This window comes from Desulfobaculum senezii (assembly GCF_054657395.1).
In genome coordinates, this window is record NZ_BAAHYU010000002.1 from 1,845,533 (window position 1) to 1,863,865 (window position 18,333).

General features: G+C 61.1%; 12 protein-coding genes. 8 read left to right on the forward strand and 4 right to left on the reverse strand.

Annotation, left to right across the window (positions count from 1 at the left end; genetic code table 11):
• Positions 1-21 precede the first annotated feature (21 nt).
• Genes ACYQ2T_RS08930 through ACYQ2T_RS08945 form a run of 4 tightly spaced genes read right to left on the reverse strand, consistent with a single transcriptional unit; the run spans position 22 to position 5,602 of the window.
• Positions 22-1,641, reverse strand: coding sequence for an ABC transporter ATP-binding protein (locus ACYQ2T_RS08930; RefSeq protein ID WP_459900025.1), 1,620 nt, complete (start codon positions 1,639-1,641; stop codon positions 22-24).
• Position 1,642: 1 nt separating this feature from the next.
• Positions 1,643-2,671: an ABC transporter permease gene (locus tag ACYQ2T_RS08935; protein WP_459900026.1), complete on the reverse strand. Its 1,029-nt coding sequence runs from the start codon at positions 2,669-2,671 to the stop codon at positions 1,643-1,645.
• Entirely contained in the window at positions 2,664-3,773 is a 1,110-nt protein-coding gene (locus tag ACYQ2T_RS08940) for a microcin C ABC transporter permease YejB (protein ID WP_459900027.1), read from the reverse strand. The genes ACYQ2T_RS08935 and ACYQ2T_RS08940 overlap by 8 nt, the downstream gene beginning before the upstream one ends.
• Positions 3,770-5,602 carry an extracellular solute-binding protein gene (locus ACYQ2T_RS08945; RefSeq protein WP_459900028.1) on the reverse strand — a complete coding sequence of 611 codons (1,833 nt, stop codon included), beginning with the start codon at positions 5,600-5,602 and terminating at the stop codon, positions 3,770-3,772. The genes ACYQ2T_RS08940 and ACYQ2T_RS08945 overlap by 4 nt, the downstream gene beginning before the upstream one ends.
• 453 nt (positions 5,603-6,055) lie before the next feature.
• Between ACYQ2T_RS08945 and ACYQ2T_RS08950 the strand changes: the two genes are divergently transcribed.
• The 8 genes from ACYQ2T_RS08950 to proX all read left to right on the forward strand — a co-directional run bounded on the left by ACYQ2T_RS08950 (position 6,056) and on the right by proX (position 18,160).
• Positions 6,056-8,995, forward strand: a complete 2,940-nt coding sequence (locus tag ACYQ2T_RS08950; protein ID WP_459900029.1) for a M16 family metallopeptidase — start codon at positions 6,056-6,058, stop codon at positions 8,993-8,995.
• 149 nt (positions 8,996-9,144) lie between these two features.
• A complete protein-coding gene (locus ACYQ2T_RS08955; RefSeq protein WP_459900030.1) occupies positions 9,145-11,640 on the forward strand; it encodes a TonB-dependent receptor plug domain-containing protein in 2,496 nt (831 codons plus the stop codon).
• 1 nt (position 11,641) lies between these two features.
• Positions 11,642-12,535 carry an ABC transporter ATP-binding protein gene (locus ACYQ2T_RS08960; RefSeq protein ID WP_459900031.1) on the forward strand — a complete coding sequence of 298 codons (894 nt, stop codon included), beginning with the start codon at positions 11,642-11,644 and terminating at the stop codon, positions 12,533-12,535.
• Positions 12,536-12,581: 46 nt separating this feature from the next.
• Complete coding sequence (locus tag ACYQ2T_RS08965) at positions 12,582-13,253, forward strand: hypothetical protein (RefSeq protein WP_459900032.1); 672 nt, start codon at positions 12,582-12,584, stop codon at positions 13,251-13,253.
• Positions 13,247-14,491: a DUF4857 domain-containing protein gene (locus tag ACYQ2T_RS08970; protein WP_459900033.1), complete on the forward strand. Its 1,245-nt coding sequence runs from the start codon at positions 13,247-13,249 to the stop codon at positions 14,489-14,491. Before ACYQ2T_RS08965 ends, ACYQ2T_RS08970 begins: the two co-directional genes overlap by 7 nt.
• A gap of 546 nt (positions 14,492-15,037) precedes the next feature.
• The gene (gene proV, locus ACYQ2T_RS08975; protein WP_459900034.1) at positions 15,038-16,264 is read left to right on the forward strand and encodes a glycine betaine/L-proline ABC transporter ATP-binding protein ProV; all 1,227 of its coding nucleotides are present in this window, start codon (positions 15,038-15,040) and stop codon (positions 16,262-16,264) included.
• Between the two features lie 18 nt (positions 16,265-16,282).
• Positions 16,283-17,116, forward strand: coding sequence for an ABC transporter permease (locus ACYQ2T_RS08980; RefSeq protein WP_459900035.1), 834 nt, complete (start codon positions 16,283-16,285; stop codon positions 17,114-17,116).
• A 15-nt stretch (positions 17,117-17,131) separates the two neighbouring features.
• Positions 17,132-18,160 (forward strand): glycine betaine/L-proline ABC transporter substrate-binding protein ProX, encoded by a 1,029-nt coding sequence (gene proX, locus ACYQ2T_RS08985; protein WP_459900036.1) that lies wholly within the window; start codon positions 17,132-17,134, stop codon positions 18,158-18,160.
• Positions 18,161-18,333 lie beyond the last annotated feature (173 nt).

Sequence of the window (18,333 nt, forward strand, 5' to 3'; positions counted from 1 at the left end):
CGCGTGGGCTGCGCCTGTGCATCAGGCGCAGCGCTCCAGCCCTGTTCCGGACAAGCACCCGGACAGCGCCGCCGCCGAGACAAGGGTTTTGGTGTATTCTTCCTGTGGCGACGAGAAGACCTCGTGCGTTGGCCCCGCCTCCACAATGCGCCCCTGCCGCATCACGAGGACGCGGTGGCAAAAGGCGTGGGTCAAGTGCAAGTCGTGCGTGATGAACAGATAAGACAAGCCGCGCCGCTGCTGCAGGTCGCGCAGCAGATCAATGACCTGAAACTGCACGCTCCGGTCCAAGGAGGACGTTGGCTCGTCGAGGAGCACAAGCTCCGGACGCAGGACAAGCGCCCGCGCAATGGCAATGCGCTGGCGCTGGCCGCCGGAGAATTCATGCGGGTAACGGTGACGGACTGCGGGGTCCAGCCCCACTTCGGACAGTGCCTCGCACACGCGCGCGGATGCGTCCTCACGGGGCAGCTTTTCATGGGCGTACAGCCCCTCCGCCACAATATCCTCCACGCTCATGCGCGGACTCAGGGAGCCGAAGGGGTCCTGAAACACCACTTGCAGACGCTGGCGCATGGGGCGCATGTCACTCTCGCTCAGGCCGCTAATGTCATCGCCGCAAAAGACGACGCGTCCCCGCCCCCGCAGCAGGCGCAGCACCGCCAGCCCGAGGGTGCTCTTGCCCGATCCGGACTCGCCGACCAGCCCAAGGCATTCCCCCCGGCGCAGACGCAAGGACACGCCGTCCACGGCCTTCACATGTCCAGCCGTGCGGCGCAGAAAACCCTTTTTGATGGGGAACCACACTTTCAGGTCGTCCACGCTCAATATCTCCGGCGCATCCTCCTCGACGCACGCGGGCTTGCCCGTTGCGCCAGCGCCGATGAGCATCCTTGTGTACTCATGCCGGGGCGCGGTGAACAGCTGCTCCACGTCGCCCGTCTCCACCACGCGCCCGCCGCGCATAACGCAGGCGCGGTCCGCATAGTGGCGCACAAGGCCAAGGTCGTGGCTGATGAACAGCACGCTCATGTGCAGCTTGCGCGACAGCTCGGCCATCAGATCCAGAATCTGCCGCTGCACGGTGACGTCCAGCGCGGTGGTCGGCTCATCGGCAATAAGCAGGCGCGGCTCGCCAGCCAGCGCCCCGGCAATCATCACGCGCTGGCACTGCCCGCCCGAGAGTTCATGCGGGTAGGCGCTCAGGCGCTCCTCCGGACGGTCAAGGCCCACCATGTCCAAAAGCTCCAGCGTTCGCTGCCGCGCCGCCGCACCGGAAAGTCCGGCATGCCAGCGCAGCGTCTCGCCAATGCTCTTTTCCACAGTGTGCAAGGGATTCAGGCTTGGGCGAGGCTCCTGAAACACCATGGCGGCCACTCCGCCGCGCAGGCGGCGCACCGTCTCGTCCGGCGCACCAAGAACCTCGGTCCCGCTCAGGCTCACTGCGCCAGACGCAATGCGCGCCTCCGGCGGCAACAGCCCAAGCACGGCCCGCGCCGTGACGGACTTGCCGGAACCGGACTCGCCCACAAGGGCCACGGTCTCGCCGGGGTATATATCGAAGGACACGCCATCCACTGCGGCGTTGTCGCCAAAACGCACGCCAAGGTCGCGCACGGTCAGTACGGGGGAAGTCTGCATATCAGGTGACACTCCGGTTGGGGTCGAGGGCGTCGCGCGCGGCTTCGCCAATAAAGACAAGAATGGTCAAAAGCAGCGACAGCACCACAAAGGCGGAGAGGCCAATCCACGGGGCATGCAGGTTCGCCTTGCCCTGCGCCAGCAGTTCGCCAAGGGACGGCGAACCCGGCGGCATGCCAAAGCCCAAGAAGTCCAGTGACGTCAGGGTGCCGATGGCGCCGTTGAGCACAAAGGGCAAAAAGGTCAGCCCCGCCACCATGGCGTTGGGCAGGATGTGGCGGAACATGATGCGCGCATCGCTCACGCCCATGGCCCGGGCGGCGCGCACATAATCAAGGTTTCGCCCGCGCAGGAACTCCGCGCGCACCACGCCCACAAGCGCCATCCAGCTAAACAGCAACATGATGCCAAGCAGCCACCAAAAGCCGGGCCGAATCATATCCGACAAAATGATGAGCAAGTACAAAACGGGCATACCGGACCAAATTTCCATGAACCGCTGCCCCGCCATGTCCACGCGTCCGCCGTAGTAGCCCTGCACAGCCCCTGCGCCAATGCCAATGATGCTGCTCAGCACAGTCAACAGCAGGCCAAACAGGACGGACACGCGAAAGCCGTAGAGCAAACGCGCCACAAGGTCGCGCCCCTGATCATCCGTGCCCAGCCAATGCGCGCTTGAGGGCGGCGCAGGCGCGGGCACGTCCAGCGTGTAGTCAATGGTGTCATCCGCAAAGCGGATGGGCGGCCACAGCATCCAGCCTTCGGCGTTGATGTTTTGGGCGATGTAGGGGTCGCGGTAATCGGTTGGCGCGTCAAAGTCGCCGCCAAAGCGCGTTTCCGGATACTCCACAAACACCGGCGCAAAAACCTCGCCCTTGTAGACCGCAAGGATGGGTCTGTCGTTGGCGATAAACTCCGAACACAGCGACAGCACAAGCAGGGTCAAAAACAGCATCAGGGACCAATATCCCCGGCGGCTGGCGCGAAAGGTGCGCCACCTGCGCCGCATAAGAGGCGAAATCCTAGGCATGGCCGCCTCCTCGCGTTTCAAAGTCGATGCGGGGGTCAATGAGCATATAGGTCAGGTCGCTGGCCAGCTTGGTCAGCAGGCCGATGAGGGTGAAAATGTACAGCGTGGCGAACATCACCGGGTAGTCGCGCTGCATGGCGGCCTCGAACCCCAGCAGGCCAAGCCCGTTCAGGGAAAAGATAACCTCAACGAGCAGTGACCCGGTGAAGAACATATGCACAAACGCGGCGGGAAAGCCGGACACCACAATAAGCATGGCGTTACGGAAAATATGGCCGTACAGCACGCGGGACTCATTCAGCCCCTTGGCGCGCGCCGCCACCACGTACAGCTTGCCGATTTCATCCAGAAAGGAGTTCTTGGTCAGCATCGTCAGTGTGGCAAAGCCGCCAATCACCATAGCCGTGATGGGCAAGGCCAAATGCCGCACATAGTCCGCAATTTGCTGGAGCAGCGTCATCTGGTCGAATCCCGGCGACGTTAAGCCGCGCAGGGGGAACCACTTCAGATAACTGCCGCCCGCAAACAGCACCACCAGCAGGATGGCGAACAAAAACACCGGAACGGCGTTTCCCACCACCACGGCAACGCCCGTTGCCGCGTCAAAGCGGCTGCCGTGGGTCACGGCCTTGCGGATGCCGAGGGGGATGGAGACCAGATAGATGATAAGCGTGCTCCACACCCCAAGGGAGATGGACACGGGCAGGCTGTCGCGCAGCAGTTCAAGCACGCTGCGGCCCTTGAAAAAGCTGTCGCCAAAATCAAAGCAGATATAGTCCCACAGCATAGTGACAAAACGCTCATGCAGGGGCCTGTCAAAGCCGTAGAGCTTCTCCACCTCGCGCACCAGCTCCGGGGAGATGCCCCGCGTGGCGGACAGTTGTTCGTCGCCGCCTGCGGGGTCGTCCATCTGGGCGCTGACGCCGTCGCCGGCCGAACCGCCAATGCGCTCGATAACCGCGCCGCTCTCCCCGGAGAGGCGGGCCAGAAACTGGTCCACCGGGCCTCCGGGGGCGGTCTGAATAATGAAGAAGTTCAGCGCCATGATGCCAAGCAGCGTCGGCACCACCAGCGCAAGCCGTCGAAGGATGTAGGCGCTCAACTGTTTTCGCCTCCGCTCCGGAATCCGGCCTGCGCAACGCGCTTCGCGCCGTCCGCGTCGTACCACCACGAGAAGATATCCAGCCCGCGCGAGGGACGCGTCTGCGGCATGCCAAAGACGTCCCAGTACGCAAAGCGGTCCACGGGGGAATACCAACCGGGGATGGCGTACCACTCGCTGCGCAGCACACGGTCAAGGGCGCGCACGCAGGTGGTCAGAGTGTCGCGGTCCTTTGCCGCGATAAGCGTTTCCACCAGTTTATCCACGGCGGGGCTGCTTACCCCGGCGAGGTTGCGGGTGCCGGGCGTTTTTGCGGCGTCGGAGGTCCAGAAGAACCGCTGCTCGTTCCCCGGAGAATCCGACTGGCGGATGACGGTGGAAATCATGTCGAAATCGTAGGCGCGGACACGGCGCACATAGCGCGACGCATCGGCCATGGCGACATTCATGGTGATGCCCAGCTTGGCGAGGTTCTTTCCAAGGGGGAGCGCCACGCGCTCCATGGTGGGCGAACGCAGAAGCATTTCAAAGACGAACGGCTGGCCCGCTGCATTGCGCAGGGTGCCGTCCTTCAGGGTCCATCCGGCCTCGCGCAGCAGCGCAAGGGCCTTACGGAGCTGGCCGCGCAATCTCCCCGATCCATCGGTGCGCGGCGCCATGACCGCAGGACCAAAGGCTTCGGCAGGGATGCTGCCCCGCAGCGGCTCAAGGATGGCTAATTCCGCCGCGCTGGGGCGGCCCTGCGCGGCAAAGACGGAGTTGGTAAAGTAGCTGTCGCAGCGCTTGTACTGGCCATAGAAGAGGGCCTTGTTCGTCCACTGAAAATCAAAGGCCAGCGCGAGGGCCTTGCGGACCCGCCGGTCCGAAAACAGACCGTTTCGGGTGTTGAACACAAAGCCCATCATACCCGCCGGGCGGGAATGCGTGAACTCGGCGCGCTTGATAAGCCCCTGCCGGATGGCGGGACCGGTGTAGTCCTGCGCCCACGCCTTGGCGCTGCTTTCCGCGCGGAAGTCAAACTCGCCGCTGCGGAAGGCCTCCGCCGTGACGGTCCTGTCGCGGTAGACATCGTAGCGGACGATGTCGAAATTATAGCGGCCCTTGTTCACGGGCAAATCCTTGCCCCACCAGTCGCGCACGCGCTCGTACACAATACTGTAGCCGGGGCGGAAGCTCTTGACCTTGTAGGGACCGCATCCGGGCGGCACGTCCAGCGTAGGCTCGGCAAAGTCGCGTCCCTCCCACCAGTGTTTTGGCAAAACAGGCACCTGCCCCACGAGGTACGGCAACTCCGGGTTATTCGCCTCCACAAAGTCAAAACGCACGGTGTGCGCATCCAGCGCCTTCACGGACTCCACATCGCTGTAGTAGCGCAGGTAGGTCGGGCTGCCCTTGGTGGTCAGCGCCGTGAAGGTGAACACCACATCGGCGGAGGTAACGGGCACACCGTCGGAAAAGCGCGCGGCGGGGTTCAGGTGCACAATGACGGAGGAGCGGTCCGGCGCAACCTCAAAGGAGCGGGCGACAGACGCGTACTGCGTAAACGGTTCATCGCGGGAGGAATCCCCAAGCCGCGCCGTGGTCAGCCCGCTGCCCGGTGCGGGGATGCCGCGGGCGATAAAGGAATGGAAGCTGTCAAAGGCCGCAACCGTCGCAAGGCGCAGGGTGCCGCCCTTTGGCGCGTCGGGGTTGGCATAGGGATAATGCGTAAAGCCCGGCGGCAGCGCAGGGTCCACGCCTATGCTCAGCGCGTGCTGCTCCGCCGCCGTCACAGCCGCGGGAAAGGCAAGGAGAACCGTCAAAAGGAGAGTCCAGAGTCGTGAGGTCATACATCAGGTCCAATGGGTTACAATGCTGGCACAAAACGGCCCCGGCCAGGGCACACACCACCGGGCGCATGCAGGCCAACAGGCCTTCGTCCACAGAACGTGCCGTGCGGTCAATTCAGCCAAAAGTGCCGACTCCTCATGGCAAGGCCGCTGGAGCCACAGCAAAATTTTATGAACGCCTAGGGGGCGGTGTAGGCGATGTTGAAAATCAAAGTCAAGTGATTCAGCATTTTTTTCACCCAACTTCTCAATGCCAATTATACGCGTATTAGAGCATAACAGCCCACCAATTGGGAATTTTTCACCCCACGCCTTGAGGCAATTATTGCGTGCGCCACGTTGCAAATGAAAGTGAATTTCATTCTTGACTCGGGGTGTTTTCTGCTCTAACCGTGCTTCCATACGACTGACAATCCTCGAAAAACCGCTTAAGCGACAGGTATGAAGAACACTATGACACATCAGCACACACAGGCCGGGAGTTTCGCCCCGCTCACGCGGCGTTTTCGCGCTGGCATGCTGCTGGCTTGCCTTGCGGCCCTTATGGTCACAGGCACCGGCGCGGCGCACGCGGCCAAGGCCCAGGGCGAAGCCTACTGGCTGGACGGCAAGTGGCCCCATGAAAAAAGCGACCTCGCTCAGCACGAAGACGCCGTTTATGGCCGCCTTGAAAGCGGCTTTCGGTATTTTCTCCTGCACCACGACCAGCCGGAAGGCCGCACTGCCATGCAGCTGGACGTGCAGGCAGGCTCCCTCATGGAGCGCGACAACGAGGCAGGCATCGCTCACTACCTTGAGCACATGGTGTTCAACGGCACCGAAAATTTTGCCCCGGGCGAACTCATCAAGTTTTTCCAGCGCCACGGCATGAGCTTTGGCGGCGACACCAACGCCCATACTTCCCTTACGGAAACGGTGTTCAAGCTGGACCTGCCCACCTCCACGCCGGAGTCCATCTCCAGCGGCCTCACCGTACTGGCGGACTTTGCGCACGGCGCGCTCATCCTGCCCAAAGAGGTGGACAAAGAGCGCGGCATCATTCTGGAAGAAAAAACCGCGCGTGATACCGTCGGCTCCCGCGCCCGTCAGCGTAGTCTGGACGTCATCTACGACGGCACCCGCTTTGTGAACCCCACCATCGGCACCGAAAAGGTCATCAAAGGCGCGGACGCAGCGCTGCTGCGCGGCTTCTACGACGCATGGTACCGCCCGGAAAACACCATCCTCGTCATGGTAGGCGACTTTGACCCCAAGGCCATTGAGCCGATGGTACGCTGGGCCTTTGCCGACTTCGGCCCCCGCGCCCCCAAGCGCGAGGTCCCCAGCTGGGGCGACATCACCCCGAAGCAGGACCTCACCGTGCACTACGACCCCGTCTCCGGCTTTTCGCCCATGGTCATGGTGCAGAACCTGAAGCAGCGCCAGTGGACCGTGGATACCAAGGCCCGCCAGCGCCAGCAGTTGGCAGAGCAGTTGGCCTCTCAGGCCCTGCGCCTTCGCCTGATGCGCCTCACCACGCAGAAGGATGCTCCCATCCTGCGCGGCATGGCTGGCATGGGCAAAGCCTTTGACCTGTTCGACAACGCCCGCGTGATGGGCATGTGCCGCCCCGGCCAGTGGAAAAACGCCCTGACCACCATGGAGCACGAACTGCGCCGCGCCCTTGAGCACGGCTTCCACGATGCGGAAATCGCCAAGGCCAAAGAGGTGTACAGCACCATCATCACACAGGGCGTTGAGGAAGAGGCCAGCACGGACTCCAAGTCCCTTGCCGCCAACATCATCACCACCCTAAACGCCGGGTACGTGGTGCAGTCCGCCGAGCAGACACAGGCGCTCTACGCCCCCATGATTCAGGACATCACCACCGAGGAAATCGAACAGGCCTTCCGCAATGCGTGGAAGGGCGGCAACCGCATCCTCACCGTCACGGGCATGGATATTGACGCCAAGGACCCCGAGGCCCTCATCAAAGCGCAGTGGGACAAAAGCGCCAAGGACGACGTTGCCCCCTACGAACCGCCCGTTGATGTGGAATTCCCCTACCTCGCCACCCCCAAGACGCCTGCCAAGGTTGTCTCCAACGTACAGCACACCGAGCTTGGCGAGCCGTATACCTACAGCGAAGTGAAGCTGGACAACGGCATCACCCTGCTCATGAAACCCCGCAAGACGCAGAAAAACACCATCATGATCGGCCTTGGCTTTGGCACTGGCACCGCTCTTATGTCCGAGCGTGAGCAAGCCTTGGCGCGGCTGGCCGCCCGTGTGGTCTCCAACTCCGCTCCCGGACGTTTGACCCGGAGCGAGATGGCGCAGATCCTGCCCGGCAAAGCCATTCGCATCGGCTGGCAGTCCCGCGCGGACACCATGGGCATTAGCGCAGCCTGCCTGCCCGAAGACCTTGAAACCTCCCTGCACCTTGTCCGCGCCATGCTCCGCGACCAGCACATCCGCCCGCAGGCCATGCAGGCCGCGATGTCCACGCTGAAAGTGGAAACCAAACGCAGCACGGATACGGCCCAGCAGGCCATGATGACCAAAGTGCCCCGCTTCCTGTCCGGCCGCCCCAATGCCATTGCTCCCATCACGCTGGACGACGTCAAAGGCTTCACGCTGGACGACGTACGCCGCTTTGTGAAGGAGCAGACCGCCATTGGCCCGCTGGTCATCACCGCCTCCGGCGACTTTGATCCAGACACGCTGGTCAACCTTGTGGCACGCACCTTTGAGGGCATCGCCCCGAAGCACAATGACGCGAAGCCCATGGAGCTGCACTTCCCCGAAGGACAACGCGGCAGCTACCGCCTTAAGGGCGATCTTGACCAGTCCGCCGTCATGATTGGCTACCCCGTCCCCGGCGCCGTTGGCGCAGCGGGCGCACCCATCAAAGAGGGCGACGTCCTGCGCAACACGCAGATTGCCGTGCTGAGCAGCGTCATCTCTGACCGCCTGCGCATCCACATCCGCGAGGACCTTGGCGCCACCTACTCTACCTTCTGCGCGTACCGGCAAATGACGGCCTTCCCGGACTTCGGGATGCTGTACACCATTGTCACCACGAACGGAGCCAAGGTGCAGTTTGTGGAACGGGAGCTGAAAAAGGTGTTCGCCAACCTGATTGAGGACGGCATCACCGAAGAGGAAGTCTCCCGCGCCAAACGCCAGATGCAGACCTCGCGCAAGAGATTCATGTCCCTCGCGTTCTTCTGGCGCATGCTTCTGGATCAGGAAGCCTACACCGCCCCCGGCGCGTTCGAGCGCACCAAGGCGTATGACGGCTTCCTCAAACAGACCACGGCAGAGGACCTCAACGCTCTGGCACAGACCTACGTTCAGCCTGAAAAGGCGGCAGTCTTCACCGTCCTGCCCCCCAAGGCGGCGACCAACTAGGCACAACAGCCCCGCTCCCGGCCGGGCGGCACTGCCGCCCGGTTTCGGGCCGGGGCTTTTTTACACCCTTTTGATTGATAACGATTCTCAAATTCACATTCAAAACCTTGCCGGAAGCGTATCCGGCACCTTCTGAGGAGAGAGCACCCGTGAAGAAACCGTTTCGTAAAAGCACAAGGATGCGCCGCATTATCGCCACGCTGGCGCTGGTCCTGACCCTGTCCGCCCCCGCGGCATACGCGGGCGACGCCGCGCCCGCACAAAACGCCACCAAAGACGCCACACCCACCGAAACCGCGACAAACGCCACCGAGCAGGACGAGCGCGTCCTGACCATGGAAGAGATGAAAATCACGGCAGAAGAGCATGAGCAGGGCAAAGCCGTCATTGACCGCACAATGCTGGACCGCCTGCCCTCCACCTCATCCAGCATCACCGAAACCCTGCGCACCCAGCCAAACGTCCAGTTCGACGACGGCTTCGGCTCCTCCACGCAGGGCGGAGAGTTGACGCCGCCCAAGATTTCCATCGGCGGCGGCAAATACTATCAGAACGCCTTCACTGTGGACGGCCTGAGCATCAATAACCGCATTGATCCGTCGGGCTTTGACCACAGCAACCCTTCGGCCTTCCCAGGAAGCCCCGCGCAAGGGATGTTCCTGGACACCGACCTGCTGGAAAAAGTCGAAGTCTACACCTCCAACATTTCCGCAAAGCACGGCGGCTTCCTCGGCGGTGTGGTCAATGCGGAAATCCGCGATCCATCAGGCGAGTTCGGCGGCAAGGTGAAAGTCCGCCACACCCGTGACAAATGGACCAACCAGCGCGTTGCCGACGGCGAGGCCTTTGAAAAGTCCTCCTCCCCGGACAACCAGCCCCGGTTCAGCAGATACGAAGGCTCTTTCTCCATGGATGTGCCCATCTCGGAGCAGACCAGCGCCCTGTTTGCCTACGACGTCAAGCACGCCACTATTCCGCTGTATTACATGGACGGCGAAAAGGACCAGACGCGCGTCAGCCAGAACTTCCTCGCCAAGGTTGTGCACGACATCGACAGCGATACGTCCATTGACTTCACCGCCATCTACGCGCCCTACGCGGCGGATTGCTTTACCGCCAGCAACAAGGATTCCGAATACACCATCACCAATGGCGGCTCGTCCTTCACCCTTGGGCTTGAGCACGCCATGAACCTTGGCACCGTGGAGTTCCGCACGGGCTACTCGCAGATGCGTACCGAGCGCGACGCGGACAACAATATCCACACCACTTGGACAAAAAAGAACAACTCCTCCACACAGTGGGGTGACAACAACTACTTCGCCATGGAAGGCGGCTTCGGCAGCGCATATAACGAGCAGCGCTCTCTGTCCTCCATGCTGGACTTCAGCTCCCGAGAAATGGCCCTCGGCGCTACCACCCATGTGCTGAACATGGGCCTTGCGCATGAGAACGTCTTTGGCAAATACGAACAGAAAGACGACCGCATAGCCTACTATAGGCCCAGCCTGCAATCTGATGTCATCGACAACGGTAGCGGCGGCATCATCGCCGGCGAGCAATACACCAAATCGAAAAGCGTGAAGGGAGCAACCTCCCGCTCCGCCTCCATGAACCTTCTCGGTGCATACGTTGAAGACGAAATGAGCTTCGGTGACCTCACCCTGCGTCCGGGCCTCCGCCTCTCCTATGACGATTTCCTGGAGAACACGAACCTCGAGCCCCGATTCAAGGCCACCTACGACATCTTCGGTGACGGCGACTATATGATCATCGGTGGAGCCAACCGCTACTACGGCGCCCCCCTTCTCACCTACGCCCTGCGCTCTGATGAGCCGATGTACAAGTACAGCCGTACCAACTCAGGTGGAATACTGAGCGATTGGATAAACCCTAAGCCCAAAAAAAACAAAAGCTACGACATCACCGGGCTGGACACCCCCTACTCTGATGAACTGATGCTGGGCGGCACGGCCAACCTCTGGGGCGGCACCCTCTCCCTTGAGTACGTCAAGCGTGAAGGGCACGACCAGTTCGCCTCGCACCGCGACGGAGAAGGCGGCATAGAGTACAGCATGACCAATGATGGTGAAACGGAATACACCGGATACACCATCAGCTATGAAAAAATGGTCAAGAACCATTACTTCAGCATCGGCGCCACGTACTCTGAAAACGAAACCAACTTCAACGACTTTCTTGACTCGTCCAACAACAATAATTTCATGCCCGGATACGACTTTGACAAGGTCTACTACGACGGGGAACTCATCAACCGTGATGAATTGCCTGCCTCGAACTTCAACCGTCCGTGGGTGTTGACCTTTATCTACAGCGGCCGTTTCTACGACAAGCTGACCTTCACCAACACCACCCGCTACGTCTCGGGCATGCGTTCCATCGTCCAATCCAAACCCTACACGGATGACGACGGCATCAGGTACAACTCATACGAAGACTCCAACATCGACGAAGCTATAACCTTCGACTGGCAGATCGACTACGAGGCGTGGAAGTACAAGAACCAGCTGCTGACGCTGAACCTCACCGTGACCAACGTCTTTGATGCCACGTCCATCATCGACAAGGACGGCAACCGCCTGACCGGTCGGCAGTTCTGGGCCGGCATGACCTACGAGTTCTAAGATGCACAGCGGACCAGTCATATCCTGCCGCGACCTGCGGCACAGCTACGGGGAGAAGACCGTTCTGGACGGGCTGACCTTCGACGTGGAGCCGGGGAGCATCTTTGGGCTGTTGGGCAAGAACGGCGCGGGAAAGACCACCACCATCAATATCCTGATGGGCTTCCTGCGCCCGCTGTCCGGCCAGTGCCGCGTCCTCGGCGAGCCAAGCAACGACATTGCCCCGGCCACTCGGCGCGACATCGGCCTGCTGCACGAGCGGTTCATCCAGTACGACTTCATGTCCATTGAGGAGATAGAGCGCTTTCACGCCGCCTTCTACCCCAAGTGGGAGCGGGACGTGTTCTATGACCTTGTCGGACGGCTGGATGTTCCCGTGACGCGGCGCATCTCGCGTATGTCCTGCGGGCAGCGCTCGCAGGTGGTGCTGGGCCTCATCATGGCCCAAACCCCGCGCCTGATGCTGCTGGACGACTACTCCATGGGGCTGGATGTCGGCTATCGGCGGCTATTCCTTGAGTTTCTTCAGGAATATGTAGCCGAGCGCGGCACCACCGTGCTTGTCACCTCCCACGTGGTGCAGGACCTCGACAAGCTCATCGACCGGATGGTCATCATCCAAAGCGGCAAGACCCTTGTCACCGGACGGAAGGAAGACTTCTTGGACTCCTTCCACGGCTACAGACTGCCGCGTACGGAAGTCACGGACCGCCTGCGCCCCACCGGGCACATTGCCAATGTGGAGCACAGCGCCGCGACAACCAGCATCTACGGCTATCTGGCCTATGACGAGATGCGCGCCACCCTTGCCTCGGCAGGTGTGGCTGTGGATGACCTGACGGAAATGCCCATGGACTTCGAAGACGCCTTCATCGGCATCACCGGTAAATACTAAGTACGACGCGGGGGCGCGGCATGCGCCCCCGCCTTTTGGAGAACACATGCATTCTGCATTGGCATACAAGGAGTGGCTGAAGCTGCGACGCGTGTTTTGGGTGCCGCTGGCTGTTGCCGCTCTCGCCCTTGGCTACACGCTGGTCAGCTTTCGCCACGTCGCGGAAGTCATTGGCCCGGTCATGCTGTGGCTGGACGCCGTCTTCTACGAGAAAGTGTTTTACAACCACGTGCAGTTGGTCACGGCCTTCTCGGGCATCTGGTTTGCGCTGTTTCAGTTTGTGCCGGAGTGTTCGGGCAAGCGCCTGCGCCTGCTCTTTCACCTGCCCGTGCCGCACCGCAAGGCCATCTATTCCATCGTCGCCATCGGCCTTGGGGCGACCCTTGGCGTGGCGGCACTCACCTTGGCGGGCGTGGCGGCCATTGTGGCGACATATCTGCCCGCAGAGGTCGTTGTAAGCGCCATGGTGACCACTGCGCCGTGGCTGCTGGCGGGCATCCCCGCATATATGGGGACAGCGCTCGTCATCATGGAACCCCGCCCCGCGCGAAAGCTCTTCCTCAGCGCCATTTTTGTCCTGTTTCTGCTGCCGCTCTTTGATAACCCCGTCCCGGCAGCCTATGGTCCCATTTTGCCCGGCTACGCGGTGCTGTGCCTGCTATGGCTTCTGCCGCTTGACCTTCTGGCCCACCGCTTCAAAAGGGGGACGACATGGTAGCCCTCGCCCGCGCCTGCGCGCTCGCCATCATCATCTTTGTGCTTGCCAGCACCCTGCCCATTGTGGCGCATAAGGCCACCAGCACCCGCTCCGGCACGCCTGTGGTCTTCTATAGTTCCGTGCTGGAACGCTTTGTTATGCAAAAAAGCACGGACAGCGGCCTTGAGCGCTTTGACGAAAACGGCGCGCCCCTCGACTACGTCGCCTACTGCCGCGCCCTGCCCTTCATGTTCCACGGCAACCTTGCCAAGTGGGGGCAGTGGGACGGCATGGTCAAAGGCCAGCCCTTCACCGCAGAGCAGATTGCCCGGCGCATGCAGTTCATCCGTCTGTCCCCGCGCGATATCAATACCCCAGAGCCGCCCCTTGGCCTGCTTATGGAGTCCTCCCCGCGCGGAACCAACCTGGAGTATCCCCCGGATATGTTCCGCCTTGGCGACAGGCTGGAGTTTCTGGACTGCAAAACCAACCGCGTGAATGCCGACAAATCCCAGCGCTTCACCGCCGCCCTCAAGGACGCGGGCTTCACCTTCCCCGGCGTGTTGGCGGCCATGAATCCCACCAACCAAAAGCCCGTTGACTGGGGCGCGTTTCTGCTGGACGGCACCGGCCGGCTGTTCCACCTGCTGATGGTCAAGGGCGAGCCGGTCTGCCGCAATACGGGCCAGCGCTTTGACCAGCCGGTGCGCAAAATCATCGTCGCCGAGGCAGAACGCCGCGAGTTCTACGCCCTTGTGGTCACGGAGACGGACATCCACGCCATTGCCTGCGACGGCTACCGTCGCATGACCTTACCGCTTAAGGGCTATTCGCCGGATACCGACTCCGTTCGCATTCTCGCAACACCGCTGAACATCATGGTGCAACAGCAAACGCCGACCACGCTGCGCAGCGTTGCCCTTGATACCACGTGGTCCGAGGTCCACAGCCTCTCTAATGATATATACAACCCGACCAAGGAGCGCCGCGCCGAGCTTGTCGCCTTTTTCCTGCCTTTTAAAATCACCACATCCAGTCCGCTGAGCCGCTTTGCGGGCATTGCGCCGACTGATGTGTTTGCCTACCCCCTGTGGTCCGCGGCAGGATGTCTCTTTGCGATACTCCTCTACATCCCGCTCCACAGACGCCGATTCCGCCGCCTGCCAAAGGCTGCGGACGTCCTCCTCCTTGCCGGTACGGGCTTCTATGGCCTTGTGGCCATGGCCGCCTTCGGCCCCCTCGCAAGTCCGGACGAATAGCGCCCTCGTCCGCACATCGCGCCTTCAGCCGCCCCGGTCAGTTGCCGCCTGACCGGGGCGGCTTTCGTTTTACACAGCCACGCCGCCCCCAGCAGCCAACGCTGTGGAAAACTTCGCCTTTCCCCGCGCTTTTGCGCGCCCACTCCCGCGGCACAGCGCCCTACCCGGCGCGCTCTCCCCACTGTGGCCCGACGCACCACCAGCCAACGCTTTTCCGCCTACCCAGTGCACAGACACCCGCACAATCCCCCCGCGACGAAATACGAGTTACGCAGTGTGGAATATAACCTCCCAAATCGACACAACATCACTGCACACTGCCACGAGCAAAGGAATATCGAAGATATTCCCGCGCGCATACGTTGATCCAAAGCCAAACCTTGACAAAAAACAGCATTCGAGTACTTATATTTAACACTACTGCAGTGCATTCATTTCGTCTGGCGGCAGGACACACAATCGACACTGAAAAAGAAAGTCTGCATTGCTCTTTACCCACCAACGTACACCTTCCTGCCACAGCGCATCACTAGACCGGGAGTAAACATGGAAAAAATCCGCGTTCGCAATCTCTCCAAAATCTTCGGCCCCAACCCGCAAAAGGGGCTGCGGCTTTTGGAGAAGGGATTAGCGAAGGATGAAATCCTCGAACAGACCGGCATGACCGTTGGCGTCAACTCGGCGTCGTTTGACGTTATGTCTGGCGAAATCTTCGTCATTATGGGGCTTTCCGGCTCAGGCAAGTCCACCATCGTCCGTATGCTTAATAGGCTCATTGAACCAACGGCAGGCACCGTGGAAGTGGACGGGCAAGACGTCACCGCCATGGGCGAGGACGAACTCGTAAAATTCCGCCTGCACAACATGAGCATGGTCTTTCAGTCCTTTGCGCTCATGCCGCACCAGACTGTTCTGGATAACGCCGCCTTCGGTATGGAGCTTGCCGGCATCGACAAGGAAAAACGCCACGCCCGCGCCCGCGAGGCGCTGGAGCAAGTGGGGCTGGCGGGCTGGGAGGACACCTACCCCAACCAGCTTAGCGGCGGCATGCAGCAGCGCGTAGGCCTTGCGCGCGGGCTGGCCGTTGACCCGGACATCCTGCTCATGGACGAGGCCTTCTCCGCCCTCGACCCCCTCATCAGGACCGAAATGCAGGACGAGCTGCTCAAGCTGCAGGAGGAAGACCAGCGCACCATCGTCTTCATCTCGCACGACCTTGACGAAGCCCTGCGCATTGGCGACCGCATCGCCATTATGGAAGGGGGCAGCGTCATCCAGGTGGGCACGCCGGAGGAAATTTTGCAGAACCCGGCCAACGCTTACGTCCGCGCCTTTTTCCGTGGGGTGGACCCCACCGGCGTCATTTCCGCTGGGGACATTGCCCGCGACACGTACCCCACCATTGTCATGACCAAGCAGGGCAACCTGCGCACCACCCACGAACTCCTCAGCGGCAGCGAACGCGACTACGGCATCGTGCTGGATACGCGCCACCGCTACCTCGGCATGGTTTCGTCCGAATCCGTCATCGAAACGCTGGACGCCGCCCAAAGCGACGGCGACAAGTCCTTGCGCCGAGCCTTCCTCCCCGATGTCACGCCTGTGGATGTCAGCGACTCCATGCAGGAGCTTTTGCCCTCGCTTGCGGCGCGGGGCTGGCCTGTCCCCGTCGTTGCCGACGGCAACGTGTACAAGGGCGTTGTTTCGCGCAACCGCTTCCTGCGCACGCTGCACCGTACGGAAGAGGACATCGAAGAAGCACAATCCGCATAACAGCGAGGACGATACTCCATGTTCAACGAACAGATTATCCCCCTCGACGCCTGGGTCACCCAGTTCGTCGATTGGCTGGTAGATAACTACCGAGACATTTTCCAGAGCATTAAATGGCCCGTGGAACAAACACTGAACGGCTTTGACGCCGGGCTGAACGCCCTGCACCCGCTCATCATCATTGCCGTGGTGGCTTTTGCCGCGTGGCGTTTTTCCGGCTACAAGCTGTCCATTTTCTCCATCATCACCTTTGTGCTTGTGGGGCTGCTTGGTCTGTGGGAGCAGTCCATGACCACCCTCGCCATGGTACTCTCCTCCGTGCTCTTTTGCGCCCTTGCGGGCATTCCCCTTGGCATTGCCGCGGGCCGCAGCGACCAGTTCGAGGCCGGGATACGCCCGGTCCTTGACGCCATGCAGACCACACCGGCCTTCGTCTACCTCGTGCCCATTGTGATGCTGTTTTCCGTGGGTAACGTGGCGGGCGTTCTGGCAACCATCATCTTTGCCCTGCCCCCCCTTATCAGGCTGACCAGCCTTGGCATCCGCGGCGTCCACCCAGAGTTGGTGGAGGCGGCGCAGGCCTTTGGGGCAACGCGCACACAGGTGCTTGTCAAGGTCCAGATTCCCCTTGCCATGCCCACCATTCTTGCCGGGCTGAACCAGACCATCATGATGGCGCTGTCCATGGTCGTTATTGCCGCGCTTATTGGCGCGGGCGGCCTTGGTTCACCAGTCATTCTTGGTCTGAACACTTTGGATATCGGGCGCGCCGTCATCGGCGGCCTCGCCATCGTCCTCATCGCCATTGTGCTCGACAGGATCACACAGTCGATGGCGCACAAAAAATCCTAAAACACAGGAGGCTCAATGCGACTGCACCATGCACTTCTTACCATTCTCTGCGTGGCCCTTTTGGCCACGTCGGCCATGGCTTCGGACATGAAGCCGGGTGAAGGCGTCACCGTCAAACCCGCCCGCGCAACATGGAACACAGGCTTCTTCCAGGAGGCCCTTGTCCGCCGCGGTCTGGAGGAGCTGGGCTACGACGTGGACCGCCCCAAGGACCTGCAGAACCCCATCTTCTACAAGTCCGTCGCCCTTGGTGACGTGGACTACTGGACCAACGGCTGGTTCCCCAACCACGACAGCCAGCTGCCCCGCGGCTTCTATGACGACGCGCAGAAGGTCGGCTACGTGGTGAAGGCTGGCGGCCTGCAGGGCTACCTTGTCTCCAAGAGAGAAGCGGATAAGTACAACATCACCTCGCTGGACGACTTCCGCCGCCCGGAAGTCAAAAAAGCCTTTGACCAAAACGGCGACGGCAAGGCCGACCTCACGGCCTGCCCTCCAGGCTGGGGCTGCGAAAACGTTATCTCCCACCATATGAAGGTCTATGACCTTGGTGACGACATCAACCTTATCAAGGCCTCCTACGAGGCAGGCATGGCGTCCGCCCTTGGCACCTACAAGAGCGGCGGTCCCGTATTCTTCTATACTTGGGCTCCGAACTGGACCATCTTTAAGCTGAAGCCCGGCAAGGACGTCGTGTGGATTAACGTCCCCGAAATCATGCCCACCGAGGCGCAGGCCCCGGCCAAGGACCGCATGACGGTTTCCGGCATTGAAGGCGCAGTCACCGACCCCATCAAACTGGGCTTCGTGGTGAGCGACATTCAGATTGTGGCGAACAAGGAGTTCCTGAAAAAGAACCCCGCCGCCAAAACGTTCATGGAAGAATTTACTCTGTCCCTGAACGACATCAACGAGCAGAACACCCGCATGAACGAAGGTGAAAAGTCCGAGCGCGACATCGCCAAGCATGTGGACGAATGGATCGCCAAAAACAAACAGACGTGGAATACTTGGCTGACCAAGGCGCGTAACGCCGCCAAGTAATCACGCACCCGCGCATAACGCCCCGGCGGGACATCCCGCCGGGGCGTTTTTGTACTTGTGCCCCATCTCAGGGCGACACCTGTGCGCTAAAAAACAGCCCGTTCAACAGCGCACGGCGGATTCACCCGGCGCGGCGATGCCATTGCGCAAAGGGCACCCCGCTCATCCGAACG

Excerpts from the sequence above, each read along its gene's own strand:
- proX (WP_459900036.1), top strand. The coding sequence starts at position 17,132 with ATGCGACTGCACCATGCACTTCTTACCATTCTCTGCGTGGCCCTTTTG.
- ACYQ2T_RS08965 (WP_459900032.1), top strand. The coding sequence starts at position 12,582 with ATGCATTCTGCATTGGCATACAAGGAGTGGCTGAAGCTGCGACGCGTG.
- proV (WP_459900034.1), top strand. The coding sequence starts at position 15,038 with ATGGAAAAAATCCGCGTTCGCAATCTCTCCAAAATCTTCGGCCCCAAC.
- ACYQ2T_RS08935 (WP_459900026.1), bottom strand. The coding sequence starts at position 2,671 with ATGCCTAGGATTTCGCCTCTTATGCGGCGCAGGTGGCGCACCTTTCGC.
- ACYQ2T_RS08945 (WP_459900028.1), bottom strand. The coding sequence starts at position 5,602 with ATGACCTCACGACTCTGGACTCTCCTTTTGACGGTTCTCCTTGCCTTT.
- ACYQ2T_RS08960 (WP_459900031.1), top strand. The coding sequence starts at position 11,642 with ATGCACAGCGGACCAGTCATATCCTGCCGCGACCTGCGGCACAGCTAC.
- ACYQ2T_RS08970 (WP_459900033.1), top strand. The coding sequence starts at position 13,247 with ATGGTAGCCCTCGCCCGCGCCTGCGCGCTCGCCATCATCATCTTTGTG.
- ACYQ2T_RS08950 (WP_459900029.1), top strand. The coding sequence starts at position 6,056 with ATGACACATCAGCACACACAGGCCGGGAGTTTCGCCCCGCTCACGCGG.
- ACYQ2T_RS08930 (WP_459900025.1), bottom strand. The coding sequence starts at position 1,641 with ATGCAGACTTCCCCCGTACTGACCGTGCGCGACCTTGGCGTGCGTTTT.
- ACYQ2T_RS08980 (WP_459900035.1), top strand. The coding sequence starts at position 16,283 with ATGTTCAACGAACAGATTATCCCCCTCGACGCCTGGGTCACCCAGTTC.